At 68.9% G+C, this 18,051-nt stretch carries 15 protein-coding genes; 9 read left to right on the top strand and 6 right to left on the bottom strand.

Going from position 1 to position 18,051, the window contains the following annotated elements; all coding sequences use genetic code 11:
• The first annotated feature begins 121 nt into the window (after positions 1-121).
• Positions 122-1,918, top strand: coding sequence for a S8 family serine peptidase (locus ACFWNN_RS30215; RefSeq protein ID WP_382443321.1), 1,797 nt, complete (start codon positions 122-124; stop codon positions 1,916-1,918).
• A gap of 51 nt (positions 1,919-1,969) precedes the next feature.
• Here the strand turns inward: ACFWNN_RS30215 and ACFWNN_RS30210 are convergent, their stop codons facing one another.
• Entirely contained in the window at positions 1,970-3,217 is a 1,248-nt protein-coding gene (locus ACFWNN_RS30210) for a glycosyltransferase (RefSeq protein ID WP_382443320.1), read from the bottom strand.
• 83 nt (positions 3,218-3,300) lie between these two features.
• Here ACFWNN_RS30210 and ACFWNN_RS30205 point away from each other — a divergent pair, with 83 nt between their 5' ends.
• On the top strand, positions 3,301-4,047 hold the full coding sequence (locus ACFWNN_RS30205) for a PIG-L family deacetylase (RefSeq protein ID WP_382443319.1): 747 nt from the start codon (positions 3,301-3,303) through the stop codon (positions 4,045-4,047).
• A 55-nt stretch (positions 4,048-4,102) separates the two neighbouring features.
• Here ACFWNN_RS30205 and ACFWNN_RS30200 read toward each other — a convergent pair whose 3' ends face one another.
• The 4 genes from ACFWNN_RS30200 to ACFWNN_RS30185 all read right to left on the bottom strand — a co-directional run bounded on the left by ACFWNN_RS30200 (position 4,103) and on the right by ACFWNN_RS30185 (position 10,344).
• The gene (locus tag ACFWNN_RS30200; RefSeq protein WP_382443318.1) at positions 4,103-4,714 is read right to left on the bottom strand and encodes an LPXTG cell wall anchor domain-containing protein; all 612 of its coding nucleotides are present in this window, start codon (positions 4,712-4,714) and stop codon (positions 4,103-4,105) included.
• Between the two features lie 135 nt (positions 4,715-4,849).
• The gene (locus ACFWNN_RS30195) at positions 4,850-7,720 is read right to left on the bottom strand and encodes a DEAD/DEAH box helicase (RefSeq protein WP_382443317.1); all 2,871 of its coding nucleotides are present in this window, start codon (positions 7,718-7,720) and stop codon (positions 4,850-4,852) included.
• Between the two features lie 11 nt (positions 7,721-7,731).
• Positions 7,732-8,394, bottom strand: coding sequence for a Ku protein (locus tag ACFWNN_RS30190; RefSeq protein WP_285646032.1), 663 nt, complete (start codon positions 8,392-8,394; stop codon positions 7,732-7,734).
• 564 nt (positions 8,395-8,958) lie between these two features.
• The gene (locus tag ACFWNN_RS30185) at positions 8,959-10,344 is read right to left on the bottom strand and encodes an SDR family NAD(P)-dependent oxidoreductase (RefSeq protein WP_382443316.1); all 1,386 of its coding nucleotides are present in this window, start codon (positions 10,342-10,344) and stop codon (positions 8,959-8,961) included.
• A gap of 192 nt (positions 10,345-10,536) precedes the next feature.
• Here ACFWNN_RS30185 and ACFWNN_RS30180 point away from each other — a divergent pair, with 192 nt between their 5' ends.
• From ACFWNN_RS30180 to ACFWNN_RS30170, 3 genes are read left to right on the top strand one after another with little or no spacing between them, the layout of a single operon-like run.
• Positions 10,537-11,076 carry an HAD hydrolase-like protein gene (locus ACFWNN_RS30180; RefSeq protein ID WP_382443315.1) on the top strand — a complete coding sequence of 180 codons (540 nt, stop codon included), beginning with the start codon at positions 10,537-10,539 and terminating at the stop codon, positions 11,074-11,076.
• A gap of 54 nt (positions 11,077-11,130) precedes the next feature.
• A complete protein-coding gene (locus tag ACFWNN_RS30175; RefSeq protein ID WP_382443314.1) occupies positions 11,131-12,333 on the top strand; it encodes a DUF4231 domain-containing protein in 1,203 nt (400 codons plus the stop codon).
• Complete coding sequence (locus ACFWNN_RS30170; protein ID WP_382443313.1) at positions 12,330-12,746, top strand: SLATT domain-containing protein; 417 nt, start codon at positions 12,330-12,332, stop codon at positions 12,744-12,746. Before ACFWNN_RS30175 ends, ACFWNN_RS30170 begins: the two co-directional genes overlap by 4 nt.
• Before the next feature lie 279 nt (positions 12,747-13,025).
• On the opposite strand, the gene ACFWNN_RS30165 is transcribed toward ACFWNN_RS30170, so the two are convergent.
• On the bottom strand, positions 13,026-13,709 hold the full coding sequence (locus ACFWNN_RS30165; protein WP_382443312.1) for a DUF2306 domain-containing protein: 684 nt from the start codon (positions 13,707-13,709) through the stop codon (positions 13,026-13,028).
• A gap of 91 nt (positions 13,710-13,800) precedes the next feature.
• On the opposite strand from ACFWNN_RS30165, the gene ACFWNN_RS30160 reads away from it, so the two are divergent.
• The 4 genes from ACFWNN_RS30160 (at position 13,801) to ACFWNN_RS30145 (ending at position 17,924) form a co-directional block, all read left to right on the top strand.
• Positions 13,801-14,016 (top strand): RNA-binding S4 domain-containing protein, encoded by a 216-nt coding sequence (locus tag ACFWNN_RS30160; protein WP_382443311.1) that lies wholly within the window; start codon positions 13,801-13,803, stop codon positions 14,014-14,016.
• 376 nt (positions 14,017-14,392) lie between these two features.
• Positions 14,393-15,886, top strand: coding sequence for a sugar transferase (locus ACFWNN_RS30155; RefSeq protein WP_382443310.1), 1,494 nt, complete (start codon positions 14,393-14,395; stop codon positions 15,884-15,886).
• A gap of 14 nt (positions 15,887-15,900) precedes the next feature.
• A complete protein-coding gene (locus ACFWNN_RS30150; RefSeq protein ID WP_382443309.1) occupies positions 15,901-16,923 on the top strand; it encodes a Gfo/Idh/MocA family protein in 1,023 nt (340 codons plus the stop codon).
• Positions 16,923-17,924: an NAD-dependent epimerase/dehydratase family protein gene (locus ACFWNN_RS30145; RefSeq protein WP_382443308.1), complete on the top strand. Its 1,002-nt coding sequence runs from the start codon at positions 16,923-16,925 to the stop codon at positions 17,922-17,924. Before ACFWNN_RS30150 ends, ACFWNN_RS30145 begins: the two co-directional genes overlap by 1 nt.
• Positions 17,925-18,051 lie beyond the last annotated feature (127 nt).

Genomic DNA, 18,051 nt, shown 5'->3' with positions numbered 1-18,051 from the left:
GGACTCGGCTAGACCTGTTTTCGCAGGTGTGACGCGACTTACGGTCCCTCCACCTCCGCAGCCGGTTCAGAACCCTGACGCCCTCAACGGCACGCGAAGGCCCTGCGTGGAAGGACCTCACGTGAACAACTTGCGACGCACGAGTGTGTGCGCCGCGGCAGTTTCCGCCGCCGTGCTCAGCGTTGTCGCCCCATCGGCGACCGCTGCCCCCGCCCAGATCCAGTCCCAGCCGGACTCGACCCAGGTGAACCGTCCCTTCGAGCGGCTGATCGTCGGCTACAAGCCGGGCACCGCCGAGGCCTCGTCCGACTCCGCTGCCACGGACGACGCCCGCAAGAAGGGCAAGTCCCTGCACCGCCGGATGTCGAGCGGCGCGGTCGTCGTCGATCTGGGCTCCAAGACCACGAACGCCGACAACACGATCCAGGCGTTCAAGAACGACCCGAAGGTCGCCTACGTCGAGCCGGACCTGCTGATGCAGCCGCTCGCCGACCCGAACGACACCGAGTACTCCCGGCAGTGGGACCTCTTCGAGGCCACCGCGGGCATGAACGTGCCCGGCGCGTGGTCCAGCAGCACCGGCGCCGGCGTGACCGTCGCGGTCATCGACACCGGGTACGTCGCGCACAGCGACCTGGCGAGCAAGGTCGTCGCGGGGTACGACTTTGTTTCCGACTCGGCTCGTGCTCGCGACAACAACGGCCGTGACTCCAACCCGGCCGACGAGGGCGACTGGACCGCACGCGGTGAGTGCGGCACGGACGCCAACGGCCAGCCGGTCCCGCCGTCCGACCAGGGCTCGTCCTGGCACGGCACGCACGTCGCGGGCACCATCGCCGCGGCCACCAACAACGGCAAGGGCATCGCGGGCATCGCCTACGACGCCAAGATCCAGCCGTTGCGCGTGCTCGCCAAGTGCGGTGGCGCCACCTCGGACATCGCCGACGCGATCACCTGGGCGTCCGGCGGCACGGTGAGCGGCGTGCCCGCGAACCAGAACGTCGCCAAGGTCATCAACATGTCGCTGGGCGGTCAGTCGTCCTGCTCCACGACCTACCAGAACGCGATCAACGGCGCCATCAACCGCGGCACCACGGTCGTCGTCGCGGCGGGCAACTCGAACGCCAACGTCGCCAACTTCACCCCGGCCAACTGCAGCGGCGTCATCACCGTCGCCGCCACCGGCCGTGAGGGCAACAAGGCGTTCTACTCCAACTTCGGCACCCGCATCGACATCGCCGCCCCCGGTGGCGAGACCCGTCGCGGCACCGACACCCCCGGCACCATCACCACGCCGGAGAACGGCATCTGGTCCACGCTGAACGCGGGCGCCACCACCCCCGGTGCCGAGAACTACAAGCCCTACCAGGGCACCTCGATGGCGGCCCCGCACATCGCGGGCCTCGCGGCGCTGCTCGTCGCCAAGAAGCCCTCGCTGACGCCGGCCCAGATCAAGGACCTGATCAAGACGAACTCCCGTCCGCTGCCGGGCACCTGCTCCGGTGGGTGTGGCGCGGGCCTCGCGGACGCGGCCAAGACCGTCGCCGCCGTGGACACCACGCCGCCGCCCTCCGGTGGCCTGGAGAACACGACCGACGTGGCCATCCCGGACCGCGGCGCGGCCGTGACGTCGTCGATCACCTCGACGCTGACCGGCAACGCCTCCTCGGCCACCAAGGTCGGCGTGGACATCGTCCACTCCTACCGCGGTGACCTGGTGATCGACCTGATCGCGCCGGACGGCACCGCCTACCGGCTGAAGAACTCGTCCTCTTCGGACAGTGCCGCCAACGTGGTCGCGACCTACACGGTCAACGCCTCGTCCGAGGTCGCGGCGGGCACGTGGAAGCTGCGGGTCCAGGACGTGTACTCCGGTGACACCGGGTACATCAACGCCTGGAACCTGACCCTGCGATAGCTCCACGAGTTCGCCGAGGGGCGGCGCCTTCCCTGCGGGGGCGCCGCCCTTTCACGTGCTGACCCGCCTGCGGTTGCGGAGCGCGATCCGTTCGAGGTACCCGGCCACGTCCCGGATCGACGGCAGCCCGAGCACGTGCCGTTGCGCGCGCCGCACCCCGGCCCGGATGCCGTGGTCGGTGAGAGCGTGCTCGCACGCCCTGGCAACGGCGTCCGCGCGGAAGTCCTGCACCCTGACCCCCAGCTTGAGGTCGTTGACCCGATGAGCGTTGTGCATCTGATCGTGCAGCACCGGCAGCACGGCGATCGGCACGCCGGACCGCATGGCCTCCCGCACCGAGCCGTACCCGCCGTGCGACACCAGCAGATCCGCGCCCTGCAACAACAACGCCTGCGGCAGCTCCTCCACCAGGTGCACGTTCGGCGCCGCCGACTCCACCGGCAGGCCACCCGTCAGCACCACCGCCTCGCAGTCCACAGTGGACAGGCCCTGCGCCACGGCCTCCAGGTGCGCGAGCGGCGAGCGTTCCAGGACCTGGGCGGGCAACGCGTCGAAGTCGAACAGGTCCAGCGCCGACTCGGACGCGAACACCCCGCCCGACGTGCTGGTCGACGCCACGACCAGCGGCCGCGCCGGGTCGAGGTCGGCGAGCCACTGCGGCAACCGGTCACCGGGGCTGTGATGGGTGGGCTGCTGGAACGCGAACGCCGGCGGCATCGGCTGGCGGGCGAACGAGTAGCCCGGCGGCACCGCGTCGAGCCGCCCGTACCGGTGCGCCGAGTCGAGGGACTCGTGCAGCGGCTGCCGCAGTTCCGCGCGGCGTTCGTTCAGAGCGTTCAGCAACGTCAGCCGGTCCAGGTACTGCCCGACCCCCGTCGGCGCCGTCACGTGCGGGATGCCGAGCCGTTCGGCGACGAGCAGTCCCGCGAACTCGATGCCGTCCCGCAGCACCAGATGCGGCCGGAAGTCCGCGGCCACCGGGAGCAACGCCTCCACGGCCGCCGCGATGTGCGGGCCCGCCGACAGCTCGACGATCATCTCGTCGGAGAACGGGTCGTAGTTCGGCGGGAGCGTCAGGACCTCGCCCTGCAGCAGGTCGGCGAGCTGGTCCGCGACCTCAGGGAACACCGGGGCCGTGGTGACCGGCTCGTCGGCGAAGGCGCGCAGCACCGACCCCGGGCCCGCCACCAGGACCTCGTGCCCGAGTGAGGTCAGCACGGCGGTGAGAGGCAACGCGGTGCGGGCGTGGGCAGCCGAGAGCGCGACTGTGTACAACACGCGCACGAACTTCCTCCCCACGTCCCAAGGTTCGTCCCCACCCTAGGGAATCGCGGGGGACGTGAGGGACTGGCGGAATTCCACTGCCGGGTAACGTCGAGGACATGGCCACACTGGTGACGTTCCACGCCCACCCCGACGACGAGTGCATCGTGACTGGTGGCGTGATGCGCAAGGCGTTCGACGAGGGGCACCGGGTCGTGCTCGTCGTCGCGACGCGCGGCGAGGCCGGGGAGGTGCCGGACGACCTGGCCGAGGGCGAGGAGCTCTGGCAGCGGCGGGTCGTGGAGACGCACGCGTCAGCGGACCTGCTGGGCGTCGCGCGGGTGGAGTTCCTGGGGTACCGCGACTCCGGGATGATGGGCGACGAGCTCAACTCGCAGCCCGGCTCGTTCTGGACCGCCGACGTCGAGGAGGCGGCCCAGCAGCTCGCGGCGATCCTCCGCGAGGAGGACGCACGGGTGCTCACCACGTACGACAGCTTCGGCGGCTACGGCCACCCCGACCACATCCAGGTGCACCGCGTCGGCATGCGGGCGGCGGAGATCGCCGGCACCCCGGTCGTCTACCAGGCGCTGGTGCGGGAGTCGGAGTTCCGCCAGGCGTTCCGGCTCGCGGGCATGGAGGAACCGCCGCCGCTCGACGGCGCGGTGCCGGAGTCGGAGATCAACGTCGGCGTCGACGTCACCGAGTACCTGGCGCTCAAGCGGAAGGCGATGCGCGCGCACGCCTCGCAGATCTCGGAGGAGTCGTTCTTCCTGACGCTCGACGAACCGACGTTCGCGCACGCGTTCGGCACCGAGTGGTTCATCGGGCCCGATGGCGGGCCGGCCGGCGCTTTGGACCTGTAGAAGGCAAAACGGGGGCGGTCCGAAGTGGACCGTCCCCGTCTGTCGTTCAGCTAGTTCACGCGCTGCGACGGCGGCGCAGGAACAGCAGGGTGCCGGCACCGGCGCCCACCAGACCCAGACCCGAGAGCAGCAGCCACGTCGGGGACGCGCCGGTCGCCGCGAGGGGCGGTTCCGGAGCGCTGCCGCCGGGGGCGGCGGGGGTGGTCGACGGCGGGACCTCGGCGGAGGACGAGGGCACCTCCGGGGCCGTGGTGGCCGGAGTCGTGGTCGTCGTCGCCGGCTTCGTCGTGGTGGTGGGCGGGGTGCCCTTCACGCACGGGTCGACCTTCTTCGTCTCGGTCTTGTTGTAACCGTCCCACGAGGTCACAGTGATCGTGAACTCGTGCTTGACGGTGGCGTCGAAGTCGTTCTTCTTCCAGTGGAAGGACTCCGGGAACTCCGTGGTCTTCAGGACTTCCTTGCCACCGTCGGTGAGCGTGACGGTGTTCTTGCCCTTCTTGCTGGCAACGTACTTCTCGAGGTCGATCGACACCTTGGTCGTCTTCGCACCCTCGTCACACCCCGCGGACCAGATGGGGTTGTGCGCCTGCGCCGTGCCCGTCAGCGCCAACGTTGTCAGCGCAGCGGTGGCGGTCACCGCGACTACGCCCAGAACTCTCCTTGCCAACGAATCTCTCCTGCTCTGCGTTGATGCGTGGCGGATCGAGCAAACATTCATGATCTGAATCACCCGACCGGGTGAACCGCGCCACGCTAACAACACAGAGGGGTCAGAAGGTCACCGTATGACAACGCTACGGTGTCACCACGGATAGATCCTCATGTTTTCTGTTAGGCCGATCGTGCCCGCGACCAACCTCATCTGCTCCACTCCGCGCACGTCGGCGTCCAGCAGGCGGGGCGAGCAGATCATCACGGCGAGCGTCTGGGCACGGGACAACGCCACGTTCAATCTGTTGCGTGACAAAAGAAAGTCCAGGCCACGGGGCAGGTCCACGGTGGACGACGACGTCATGGACATGATGACGGCGGGTGCCTCCTGGCCTTGGAAGCGGTCCACAGTGCCCACCCGAGTTTCGGTGAACCCCGCATCAGCGAGCCTGCGACGGATCACCCGGACCTGCAGGTTGTACGGCGCGACAACGAGAATGTCCGCATCGGTCAGTTCGCGTGTTTTGCCGTTGTCCGTCCACGTTCGACCGACGATCTGCCGCACCGTGTCGACCACGGCGTCGGCCTCCTCGGTCGACGACGTGATGTTGTGGCGGTGGTCGACCTCGCGCAGGTAGATCCCGGGCTCGATGCCGGAGATCGACCGGTTGGCCGCCGATTCGTGCGAATGGAGCAGACCGGCATAGGAGAGTTCGGACACGGGACGACAAACTGCCGGGTGCATTCTGCGGGTCTCGGCGAGGAAATAGCCCAGATGCGGGGGAATGACGTCCGCGTCGCCGAGCAGATGGCCCAGCGCGGAGGCGTCCGACCCCGGCGGGTGCACGCCCTGCACGACCTGGGGGAGTTGCTGGGGATCGCCGAGCAGCACGAGGTTGCGAGCCGCGGTCGCCACGGCCACCGCGTCGGCGAGGGCGAACTGGCCGGCCTCGTCGATGATCATCACGTCGAACGGCTGCGCCTTGATCACCATGTTGGAGAAGGTCCACGCGGTGCCGCCGACCAGGTGGCCCTGCGGGTGCTCCTCGCGCCACCGGGCGAGCGCGCCGTTGTCCTTCGGCTGGTCCCAGGGGAGGCCCTCCTCGGGCTTCTTCTCCTTGGGGCGCTTGGCCATCGGGATGTCCGGATCGACCGACGACAGCACGTTCTCGACGGCCTTGTGCGACGTCGAGGTGACCGCGACGGTCTTGCCCTGGTCGATGAGGTGCCGGACGAGCTTGGTCGCGAGGTACGTCTTGCCGGCGCCGGGCGGGCCCTGCACGGCCAGGGTGCCGCCGTCGAGCTGGTCGACGGCCTTGATCACGGCCTGCACCACGTCGTCGTGCTGCGGCAACGGTTGCGCGGGCGGCGTGCGCAGCAGCAGGTCGATGCCGGGGTTGCGGGGGAGCAGCGGCAGCAGCCCGACGGCCTGCTCGGCGAGGTCCGCGACGGCCTCGTCCTTCGGCGACGCGGGCACCGGACTGCCTGGCAGCACGGCGATCGGCATCTCCCCGTGCTCGACCGCGTTGCTCTCGGTCAGCACCAGCTCGTACGGGTTGTCGTCGGACACCGCGGCGTTGCGCGTCACGTTGCCGGGGTAGAGCAGCCGGACCTGTTCGCCCGCACCGAACGGATGTGGTCGCTCGGGGTCGATCCGCGCGTGCACCTGCCGTTTGTGCGTGCGGACCCGGCCCGCCGGCGGCACCCAGTCCTCCGCGCGCACCGTGATCGGCACCGCGCAGTTGGAGTCGGTCTCCAGGTCGGAGATCGGCGCGAGCGCCTGCCGGAAGTAGTCGCCCCACGCCGGACTCGCCTCCCGCCGGTGGTACCCGACGGTCGCGGCGAACAACGCGTGCCCTTCGGCCATCAGCGGTTCGGTCAGCGCGGCCATCCGGCGAGCCCGTTCGGCGGCCTTCTCCAACGCCGCCTCGTCGCGCTCCTCCCGCACCGCGGTCTCGATCTCGCGCTCGGTCTTGATGCGGTGCAACAGATCCCGCACCCCGCGCGTCGGAACCTCGTCGTCCAGCAACGGTTTCAACGCCGGCAGCGTGTACTCCCTCGTGGACACCCGCAACACCCGCCGGGTCAACGCCCCGAGGTCGACGGTCCGCCGCACGAGTTCGTCCACTTCGGACTCCAGCGTCGCCGACCGCGCGGCCCGTCCCGGCAGGTCGTGCGGCGTGAAGTGGTAGACCGTGCCCTCCGGCGTGCGCGCGACGAACTCCGCGAACGTCCCCGACCACCCCGGCGTGCGGAACGTGTCGCCGTCGACCTCCAGGAACACGTCGTCCTCGGCCGGCTCCGGCAGGTTCGCCAACGCCTCGGGCGCCACGACCTCGTAACTGGTGACGCCAGTGCGCTCCTGCTGCACCTGCAATCGGGCCTGCGCGGTCAACGCCGTGAACGACGCCGGCGACAACGTGGCGGGCCGTTCCTCGGTCTCCGCAAGCGCGTCGATGGTGTCAATGCCGGCTGAAACCAGCTTCCGCCGCTGATCCGCCCGCAACCCGGCCACCAACGACAGGTCCCGCGCCGCCTCACGACCAGAGGCGCAATGACGAGCGAACCGGCACCCCGCGCACGCGGCCCGCACGTCCCCCCACGACCGCGCCGGCGCAGGTCCGGGCTTCGCGAGCCGCGTCCGCAACCGCGCCACCAACGGCAGGAAGTCAGCGACCCGGAACGTCATCCGGCGCCCGTCCACCACCAGGTGCGCGCGCCCGGCCCCCGCCGCCTCGGCCACCGCGACCAGCGACAACACGGCCAGGGGAGTGGAATCGGGAGCCTCGTCGCACGGCTCGTACCCGTCGGCCGTGCGCACGAGCGTCCGCGCGGAGCAGTGGAACACGCCGTCGAAGAACACGGCGTCCTCGACCAGGTCCGCGCCGGACCGCATCTCACCGGCGGTGCGCTCGGCGGCACGCGCCAGCTCGGCGGGATCACCTCGCCGCTCGTCCCGCGCCAGATGGCTGCGGTGTTCGCACTCGAGCAGGTCGACGAGATCGGACGGGCTGGCGAGCATGACCGCCGATGCTAGACGTTCGCCTCCACCAGGTGCAGCAAGGCCTCGTGCCGCGTGTTCGGGTAGTCGTGCGGCCGGAACGGCCGTGTCTGCGCCCGCACCAGCGCCGCCGCGGCCGCCAGCTCACCGGTCCGCACCTCGGTGTCGCGGTGCAGGAACGCGAAGTGCGGCTCGCGCACCTCGTCCGGCCACAGCAACGTGTGCAGCACCAGCACCCCGGCCTGCGGCCGCAAAGCCGCCAGCGTCTCCTTGCCGCGCAAGGCGAACTTCACGATCGCCGCCGTCTTCGTGCGTTCCAGCGTCTCCCGCAGCAGCACGTACGACCGCACCGCCAGGTCGTCCGGCTCGACGTAGTAGCTGCGGTGCAACGCGACCGGATCGACGTCGGTCTGCGGCGCGAACTGCTGCACGTCGATCACGCCGTCCTCGGGCGCCGGCAGGTCACCGGGGTCGATCTGCACGATGCGGCCGTCGTCGAGTTCGTAACCGCGCCCGATGTCCTCCGGCGTGAGCCGCAACGAACACTCGCCGCACACCTGTTGATGGCGCACGCGACCGCTGTCCTCGCGATGCACCAGGTGCACCTTGCTGCGGTGCTCGGTGGCCGCCGAGACCAGCCGCACCGTCATGGTCGTCATCCCGAACCGAAGTGCTCCCCGCCACACAGTTCTCATGACAAATGAGTACTCGAACAGATGTTCTACTAGACATCGCAGCTGGTGAAAGGCCTCGTTCGGACGCGTCCGAGAGGTGTCCCGGACGCGTGTATCCGACAAAAAGTCACCCGAGTGGACGGCCCGAGGCACGCGAACCACCCCACACAACCGCAGTCGTCAACGCAAGGCAACCACCGACGCAAGCCAGGCGCGCGCACCCAACCGGACGGCCGTCAACGCACGCCAACCACTTACGAGGCCTGGCACGCGATGCCGAAGGCGAGCCCGAACGGGCTGATGCCCGCCACAGAGCCGGTTCCACCGCTCAAGGCGATTGGGGCTTGACTTTGGGTGCGAGGTGCTAGCTTCTCGAGCTCGGCCGGGCGCTTTTCAGCCCGGCCTTTTCCGGCCGACCAGCGCCTCGCAAGGGCCCCGAAGTCAAGCCCCAATCGCACACCCCAGATCTTTCGTCGAGACCCGCGCAACCAACTCTCGCAACCGCAGCCCAACCAACAAAACGCGACCAACCCCGCTGGAACGCGACCGACCCAGCAAAGCCGACCCGAGCTCGCGTGCCAACCCTCACCAAGGCGACGGCGCGTAGTCCTTCAGGAAGCACCCGTACAGGTCCTCGCCGGCCTCACCGCGCACGATCGGGTCGTACACCCGGGCAGCGCCGTCGACCAGGTCCAGCGGGGCGTGGAACCCCTCCTCGGCCAGCCGCAGCTTCATCGGGTGCGGCCGCTCGTCGGTGATCCACCCCGTGTCCACGGCAGTCATCAGGATGCCGTCGGCCTGCAACATCTCCTCAGCACTAGTCCGCGTCAACATGTTCAAGGCAGCCTTGGCCATGTTGGTGTGCGGGTGCCCGGAACCCTTGTAGGCCCGCGAGAACTGCCCCTCCATAGCCGACACGTTGACCACGTACTTGCGCCGGTAAGACGACTTCGCCATAGACGCCCGCAGCCGCGAGATCAGCAGGAACGGCGCAGTCGAGTTGCAGAGCTGCACCTCCAGCAGCTCCACCGGGTCGACCTCGTCCACGTTCTGGATCCACGAGTTCGAGGAAGCGGTGTCCGGCACGAGCCCACCCGCGTCGATGTCCTTCGAGCCCGCCATCAACGCCAGCGTCGTCACGGAGTGCGCCTCGGGCACGGCCGTGCCCGGCAACGCCAACTGCCCATGCCCGCCGAACGAGATCAGCTCAGGACGAGCGGCGTCCCCGGTCAGCTCGGAGTGCTCGGCGTGGGCCAGCGGCGCGTAGGCACCGGCGGACCGGCGCACGGTCTGCGCGGCGTTGTTGATCAGGACGTCCACCGGGCCGCGGGAGGCGACCTCGTCGGCCAGCGCGAGCACCTGGGACGGGTCGCGCAGGTCGATGCCCACGATCTTGAGCCGGTCGATCCACTCGTCGGCGTCCGGCATCGAGGCGAACCGGCGGGCCGCGTCGCGCGGGAAGCGGGTGGTGATCGTGGTGTGCGCGCCGTCGCGGAGCAGACGGAGCGCGATGTACATGCCGATCTTCGCGCGGCCGCCGGTCAGCAGGGCGTTGCGGCCGGTCAGGTCGGTGCGGGCGTCGCGCTTGCCGTGGTTGAAGGCGGCGCAGGCCGGGCACAGGTTGTGGTAGAAGGCGTCCACCTCGACGAACCGCGACCGGCACGTGTAGCAGGAACGCGCGCGCAGCAGCGTGCCCGCCGTGGCCCCGGACGCCGTCGACACGAGGGGGAGGCCCTGGGTCTCGTCGTCGATGCGGTCCGGCGAGCCGGTGGCGGTGAGCGCGGTCACGGCGCGGTCGTTGGCCACGATGGCGGCCTTGCGCTCGGACTTACGGAACTTCTTCGCGGCCTTGAAGATCTTCGCGGTGGCCCGGCGGACGCGCACGGCGTCGTCGTGTTCCGCCGGCAGGTCCTCGACCTGGGCAAGCACGCGCAGGCAGACTTCCAGCTCTGCGGGGTCGATCGAGGTCATGAACAGGCATTTTACGGGAGTTGGGGGGTGGTCCGGTGACCGGGCCGGAGGTGCTGGTGCTGTGGGACATCGACAACACGCTGATCTCGGCGCGGGGATTCGGCGGACTCATGTACGGCCACGCGTTCCACCGCGCGTTCGGCCGCCCGCTGCAGGGCCCCCGTCGATCTCGGCGGGCGCACCGAGCGGGACGTGATCGAGGAGGTCCTGCGTCAGCACGACATCGAGACCACGGCCGACGCGCGCAGGCTGCTCAGCACCGCCCTCAGCACCTCGTTCGAGGATCGGAGAGCGGAACTGCCGGGTCACGGCGAGGTGCTGCCGGGGGCGCTCCGGGCGCTCGAGCACTTCGCGAACGACCCGCGCGTGCACCAGGCCGTGCTGACCGCGAACCTGGCGAGCGTCGCCCAGATCAAGCTGGAGGAGTTCGGCCTCGCGCACCTCGTCGACTGGGACGCCAGCGCGTTCGGCGACGACCACCTGGACCGCGCCGACCTCGTCACCGTCGCCCGCGACCGCGCGCGGCACGTCCGGCCGTTCGCCGACGAGGAGGTCGTCGTCATCGGCGACACCCCGCACGACGTGTACGCGGCGACGAAGGCGGGCGTGCGGCTGATCGCCGTCGCCACCGGGCGGAGTTCGAGACAGGATCTCCACCGAGCTGGAGCCCAGATCGTGATCGACGACCTGAGCGACCTGGAACTGCTGATCAGGAGCGTGCACGCGAGGTGAGACACGACTGTTCGGCCCTGGCCTCACCTCGATCACACCGTTATGGTGCCCGGCATGCCCACAGCAGGCGGCCCGACAGTCAAACGGCTGTCCCAGCCGGACGCCGACATCAAACCCAAGGCCCTCGGCTTGCCCCGGGGCCGGACGGTGATCTCGGTCTTCGGCTCCACCCAAGACATCGAGACGGATCTGGCGGCGAAGTTGTTGCCGGTGCTGAGATCCGTCGTCGTGACCGCGGCCCGCAACGGCGCCGTGTTCGTCACGGAAGGCACTGACAGAGGCGTTGTCCACTTGCTGGGCATGGCTTTGCAGGCGTGCGAACAGCGCTGGCCCGTCGTGATCGGGGTCGCGCCGAGCAGCAAGGTGCACGACCTCACCGAGAGCTCCACCAACGGTCAGGTCGCGCTGGAACCCAACCACAGCGTCGCCGTCATCGTCCCCGGTTCGGAGTGGACGGACGCGACGCCGGTGCTGTTCCGCACGATCGACGCCGTGCGCCACAAGAAGCCCGTCGTCGCGCTCGTCGTCGGAGGCGAGAACGAACGCGAGGTGATCGACCACCTCAGCGGCGACAACCCGTTGCTGGTGCTCGCCGGCACGGGCGGGCTCGCCGACCGCATCGCCACCGGTGACCTCACCGGTGACCTCGCGGTGCTGGTGCGCAGCGGCAAGATCTTCATCATCCACGTGGACGAGGGCGCAGGGAAGGCCGTCACCGCCCTGGAACGGTTGCTGGGCAAGGAGAAGCCCGTCCGGCCGCCGGGGATCTGGCCCAAGGTGCGCTACCGTGCGCCCGAGGCGAGGCCGTTGGTCGACCCCGGTTTCGTCGTCGCGTACCCGAAGCTCGCCGACGCCATCCACGACGCGAACCAGGTCGTGGCGCCGACGTTCCAGGAGCTCGACGCCGAGGCCGACGTCGAGCAGAACCGCTACCGGCTCACGGCCGTGCTCGCCATCGCGGGCGGCCTGACGACGACGGTGTTCGCCGCGTTGCAGATCTGGCTGAAGGACACGCCCTGGCCCGGCGTGCTCGTCGTGGCGGGCGGCGCGTTCGCCGCGGCCATCACGATCGTGGCCCGCAAGCGCGAGTCGCTCGACAAGTACCTCACCGCGCGCTCCCGGGCGGAACGGTTGCGCGCCTTGTACTTCGCGCACCTCGCCTCCGTGGCCCCGGCGTCCGAAGAGGAGCGTCAGGACAAGGTCGCCGATCTGGAGGCCGCGGTCAGCAACCGCAAGCACGAGGTGGTCAGGACATGAGCGACAAGCTGCGCCAAGCCCAGTTCGTGGAAGCCTATCTGCGGCACCGCTTCCAGGACCGGCTCGACCACTTCGAACGGGCCCGCAAGCGTTACTCCCGCGCGCGCACGTGGACGGTCGCGGTCGCCGCCGCGCTCTTCATCGCCGCCGCCGCGGCCGCCGCCGTGGGAATGGCGGACGGGCCGCGCAGGGCCATGTGGGGTTTCGTGGCAACGGTTCTGGCCGCCGCGGCCACCGCCGTGTCGCTCTACGAGGCCACGTTCGGCTTCCGCCGCCTGGCGCGGGAGAGCGCCACCACTTCCGTTGCGCTGCAACGGCTTGCGGTGGACGGTCCCACGCCGGACGACGTGGACGACGAACGGCTGGTCGCATTCGTGACCGAAGTGGAGTCGGTGCTGAGGTACGGCCGGTAAAGCCAAATCCTGGCGACAAACGCACGAAGTTCGTTCCAGGAAAACGCTTCCACGGTTTGTACGCTGCGTGGATGGTCGATTACGGTAAGCACGGGTTCTGGTGTTTTGGTCACCCAGTTGTCATGATGGCCACATCCCCCGATGCGGAAGCAGGCACGACATGACTTGGGCGCGTCCCGCGATCGCCGAGCCCGAAACCGGCACGTTTGCCGAGGCCAAGGCTCTGGAGAAGGAGCACAGCACGATTCAGAACAGCAAGGCGGCGCGCACCGTGGCCTGTCACGCCACGGACGCGCTCGACTGCGCCGACCTGCTGGAGATGCTGGGCCTCAGTGCTACGGAGGGCAAGGTCCGGGTGTAACCCCGCGACTGGATCCACCACTCGGCGACCAGCAGGTTCACCACGAACGACAGCCAGTTCGCGGTGGCGAAGACCATCAGCCCGTCCCCGTCGGGCATCAGAGCGCCGAGTGAAAGCCCCCACAGACGACCTGTGACGGCGGCGCCAGTGAGAGCGAAACCGCGGATCATCCAGATGCGGTGCTCGCCGAACTGGCGCCGCCTCGCCGTTTTCAGGCCGTACACGGCGGTCACGAACCACAGGACGGACAGCACCGTCAGTGGCGCCGAAGACGCCAGGCCGGCCAGTGACAGCTGCGCGCACACGACGCCGAGAAGAGACGACGGCAGCACGGCCCCGAAGTAGACGCGGCCCATCACCCGGTGCACCCGCGGGTGCCGGGCCCGCAGCCGCGGCCAGAACTGCGAGACACCCGCCAGGACGGCGACCGTTCCGGTGAAGATGTGCGCGACGAGAAGGCCGTAGTGGACCGCTCCGTGCAGCGGCGGCCGCGCCTGCTCCATGTCCAGAGTGACGTACGCGCTCGCGGCGAAGATCGTTATCGCCGCGCAGACGAGTCCCGACACCGCCAACCAGGCGGTGTACCCCCACGAAGTTTTCATACTCGTAAGGCTGTCAACGGTTTCACTCGAACGCGCTGGTGTCGGCCCCCGAGCAAGCAGTGGGGTGCGCCCTACTGGGATGATGTGACTCATGCGGACGGTCGAGATCTCCGAAGAGCCGATCAGGCTAGGACAGTTCCTCAAGCTGGCGCAGCTGGCCGAGGACGGCGGACACGCCAAAGTGCTCATCGAGGACGGGGAAGTCCACGTCAACGGCGCTGTGGAGGTCCGGCGCGGTGCCCAGCTGAGGCACGGTGACGTAGTGGTCGTCAACGGTGACGAAGTGCGCATTTCCGTTCGGCCGTAGCGCATTACTCCGTTCAGCGGTAAGTGCATGCACAATCGCAGTCGATCAGACTAGGGCCTGAAGGCCTGTTCTGAACGAAATACCCCGCGCCGTACGTACTCATTGTGTCCCTTGTGGACATCTGGAAACGCGTTACGTCGCTTTGGTTTCCAGTTGGTGAGACGCGCGTCACGTCCGGTATTCGGACTTCGGGAAACTTTTTTCCAGGGTCTGTAACGCCGATCCCGGTACGCGCGAATCACCGGTTGCGAGCTTCGGCTGCCGATCCAGTTCATCGGCGTTGACGAAGATCGCGGAGTCCGAAGAATCAAGGTCCTCGGGGTGACCTGTGCACGTGCACGTCCGGAATCGCCGCTGAGCCGGGGAGATCAGAACGATGAGTGAGCAGGTCCGCGCCGCCCGTGACGTCGACGGGTTGCGCTCCACGCTCAACACGCTGTCGGAACGCAGACAGACCCACCCACCCGTAGCGCGTTGGGAAAGTCGTTACCGCTATGCCGTGATCACCGCCGATGTGCTGACCGTTGCCCTGGTCGTCATCGCCGTCGGTGCCGTCATGAGCATGCGGCACACCGCTTTCGGTCCGCTTTCCCTCGCATTGCTGGACATACTCACAGTAGTCCTCGTCGTCGGCTCGCTCGCGATCAACCGCGTGTGGCAGCCGGCGGTCCTCGGTCAGGGGGCAGAGGAGTTCCGAAGACTCGGCCGGGGTTTGTTCGGTGCCGTCGTGGCGCTCGGCCTCGGAGCGCTCGCCGTCGACATCCCCGGCGCTCGCCTGTGGATCTTCGTCGTAGTCCCCGCGATCGCCCTGGTCGCGTTTCCCATGCGCTACCTCCTGCGCCGCCCGCTGCACCGCGGCCGCAGTGAAGGACGTTTCCTGCTCTCGGTCCTCGCCGCGGGAAACCTGGACACCGTCGAGGACCTCATCCACCGCACCAAGCGCGTCGCCCACCTCGGCTGGCGCGTGGACGCGATCTGCACGATCGACGGCCGCGGCCGCTCCGGCACCGAGGTCGACGGCGTGCCCGTCGTCGGCCAGCTGCGCGAGCTCGCCGAGCACGTCCGCCGCGGTGGGTACCGCATCGTCGCCGTCACGCCCGACGCCTACTGGACACCTCGCCGTCTCCAGCAGCTCGCGTGGGCACTTGAGGGCTCCGGTGCCGAAATGGTCGTTTCGCCCGGGCTCATGGAGGTCGCCGGCCCGCGACTGCACATGAGCGCCGTGCTCGGGATGCCACTGCTCCGCGTGAGCGAACCGGCACTGAGCGGATTCCGCCGACTGGTCAAGGAAGTCGTGGACCGTGTGGGAGCGTTCCTCCTCCTCGTCCTGTTGGCGCCGCTCATGTTCGCCGTCGCCGCGTTCGTGATGATCGACAGCCGGGGACCCGTGTTCTACCGCCAGAAGCGGGTCGGCAAGACCGGTGTGCCCTTCACGATCATCAAGTTCCGCACGATGGTGACCAACGCCGACGCGTTGCGCGCCAGGCTCGCCGCTGTCGACGAAGGCAACGGCGTGCTGTTCAAGATGAAGAAGGACCCGCGCATCACCAAGGTCGGCACGTTCCTGCGCCGCTACTCGATCGACGAGCTGCCGCAGCTGTTCAACGTCCTCGCGGGCAGCATGTCGCTCGTCGGCCCGCGCCCGCCGCTGCCGGAGGAGACCGCCAGGTACTCCTCGGACGTGCGGCGCCGGCTGCTGGTGAAGCCCGGCCTGACAGGCCTGTGGCAGGTGAGCGGACGCAGCGATCTCTCGTGGGAGGAGTCGGTGCGCCTCGACCTGCGCTACGTCGAGGACTGGTCGCTGGCCCTCGACCTCGTGATCATGTGGAAGACCTTCCGCGCCGTCTTCGGCGGTCAGGGGGCTTACTGATGGGGAACCAAGACGTGATTGGCCTTGCTGTCATCGGGGCCGGGTACTGGGGGCCGAACCTCGTTCGCAACGCCCAGGCCACCCCGGAGCTCCACCTGCGTCACCTGTGCGACCTGGACGTCGACAAGGCTCAGCGCGTGCTGGGCCAGTACTCGACCGTCCGCGCCACGGCGTCGCTCGACGAGGTTCTCGCCGACCCCGACGTGCACGCCGTCGCCATCGCCACCCCGGCCGCCACGCACCTGCCCGTCGCACTGGCGGCGCTGGAGGCCGGCAAGCACGTTCTCGTGGAGAAGCCGCTCGCGGCCAACTTCGAGGACGGCCTGAAGCTCGTCGAGACCGCGGAGCAGCGCGGCCTCACGCTGATGCTGGACCACACCTTCGCGTACACGTCGTCGGTGCAGCACCTGCGCAAGATCATCCGCGGTGGCGAGCTCGGTGACATCCAGTACATCGACTCCGTGCGCATCAACCTCGGTCTGGTGCAGCCCGACGTCGACGTGCTGTGGGACCTCGCCCCGCACGACCTGTCGATCTTCGAGGCGATCCTGCCCGACGACGTCCACCCGGTGGAGGTCGCGGCACACGGCTCGGACCCGATCGGCGCGGGCGTCGCGTGCGTCGGCCACCTGACCGTGCGCCTCTCCAACGGGGCGATCACGCACGTGCACGTGAACTGGCTGTCGCCGACGAAGATCCGCACGATGGTCATCGGCGGTTCGCAGCGCACGGTCGTGTGGGACGACAACAACCCGGCGCAGCGACTGTCCATTTACGACCGGGGCGTCGACAAGTCCCCGGAGCAGCAGAAGATCTCCTACCGCACCGGCGACATGGTCGCGCCGGCGCTGGTGGAACGCGAGGCGCTGCGCACGATGATGGCGGAGTTCGCCGCGTCCATCACCGAGAAGCGGGCACCTCTCACCGACGGCCGCGCGGGTCTGCGCGTGCTGGCGGTGCTGGAGGCGGCGTCGGAGTCGCTGCGCTCCGGTGGCGTTTTCGTTCCTGTTCAACAAGTTGAAGGCAAGGTGTCCTGATGTCTGCCCAGAACGAATTGGGCCAGCCGATCGCCGGTCAGCGCGCGCTCGTCACGGGCGGCGCTGGAACAATCGGGTCGTCGGTCGTGGACCAGCTCGTCGAGGCCGGCGCGGCCGAGGTCGTCGTGCTCGACAACTTCGTGCGCGGCCGCCGCGAGAACCTGGCCTCCGCCCTGGAGTCCGGTGTCGTCCGCATCGTCGAGGGCGACATCAACGACAAGGCGCTGGTGCGTGAGCTGACCGAGGGCATGGACCTCGTCTTCCACCTCGCCGCCATCCGCATCACTCAGTGCGCGGAAGAACCGCGCCTGGCGCTGGAGTGCCTGGTCGACGGCACGTTCACGATCCTGGAGGCCGCTGCGGCCGCCGGCGTGAAGAAGGTCATCGCGTCGTCGTCGGCCTCGGTCTACGGCCTCGCGGAGTCGTTCCCCACGAACGAACGGCACCACCCGTACAACAACGACACCTTCTACGGCGCCGCGAAGGCGTTCAACGAAGGCATGCTGCGCAGCTTCAAGGCGATGTACGACCTCGACTACGTGGCACTGCGCTACTTCAACGTGTACGGCCCGCGGATGGACGTCCACGGCCTGTACACCGAGGTGCTCATCCGCTGGATGGAGCGCATCGTCGACGGCAAGTCGCCGCTGATCTTCGGTGACGGCGCCCAGACGATGGACTTCGTGCACGTGCACGACATCGCGCGCGCCAACATCCTCGCGGCGAAGGCGCCGGTCACGGACACGGTGTACAACATCGCGTCCTCGCAGGAGACCTCGCTCAAGGAACTCGCCCTCGCGTTGCTCGCGGCGATGGACTCCGACCTGCCCCTGGAGCACGGCCCCGAGCGCAAGGTGAACGGCGTGACGCGCCGGCTCGCCGACATCAGCCTCGCGGCCACCGAGCTCGGGTGGAAGCCCGAGATCGAGATGGACGGCGGACTGCGCGACCTCGTCGCGTGGTGGCGTGCCGAGAAGGCCGCCGCCGAGCAGAACGCCTGACGGCTCAACCGCAAGACGCTCGACCGAAGATCGCGAACGAACCAGCAACGCGTTCGCCCGCAGGACTGCACGACCAGCACCACCCGCGAGCGCGGCGGCCCCGCCAGGTCGCCGCACTCGCGTCCAG

It is taken from the genome of Lentzea sp. NPDC058450 (assembly GCF_042721395.1).
In the GTDB taxonomy this organism is placed as follows: domain Bacteria; phylum Actinomycetota; class Actinomycetes; order Mycobacteriales; family Pseudonocardiaceae; genus Lentzea.
This window is presented reverse-complemented; position numbering and strand designations above follow the sequence as displayed.

Bases quoted from the DNA above. Each gene is read 5' to 3' on its own strand.
- ACFWNN_RS30205 (WP_382443319.1), top strand. From the start codon at position 3,301: ATGGCCACACTGGTGACGTTCCACGCCCACCCCGACGACGAGTGCATC.
- ACFWNN_RS30195 (WP_382443317.1), bottom strand. From the start codon at position 7,720: ATGCTCGCCAGCCCGTCCGATCTCGTCGACCTGCTCGAGTGCGAACAC.
- ACFWNN_RS30190 (WP_285646032.1), bottom strand. From the start codon at position 8,394: ATGAGAACTGTGTGGCGGGGAGCACTTCGGTTCGGGATGACGACCATG.
- ACFWNN_RS30185 (WP_382443316.1), bottom strand. From the start codon at position 10,344: ATGACCTCGATCGACCCCGCAGAGCTGGAAGTCTGCCTGCGCGTGCTT.
- ACFWNN_RS30175 (WP_382443314.1), top strand. From the start codon at position 11,131: ATGCCCACAGCAGGCGGCCCGACAGTCAAACGGCTGTCCCAGCCGGAC.
- ACFWNN_RS30170 (WP_382443313.1), top strand. From the start codon at position 12,330: ATGAGCGACAAGCTGCGCCAAGCCCAGTTCGTGGAAGCCTATCTGCGG.
- ACFWNN_RS30165 (WP_382443312.1), bottom strand. From the start codon at position 13,709: ATGAAAACTTCGTGGGGGTACACCGCCTGGTTGGCGGTGTCGGGACTC.
- ACFWNN_RS30160 (WP_382443311.1), top strand. From the start codon at position 13,801: ATGCGGACGGTCGAGATCTCCGAAGAGCCGATCAGGCTAGGACAGTTC.
- ACFWNN_RS30155 (WP_382443310.1), top strand. From the start codon at position 14,393: ATGAGTGAGCAGGTCCGCGCCGCCCGTGACGTCGACGGGTTGCGCTCC.
- ACFWNN_RS30145 (WP_382443308.1), top strand. From the start codon at position 16,923: ATGTCTGCCCAGAACGAATTGGGCCAGCCGATCGCCGGTCAGCGCGCG.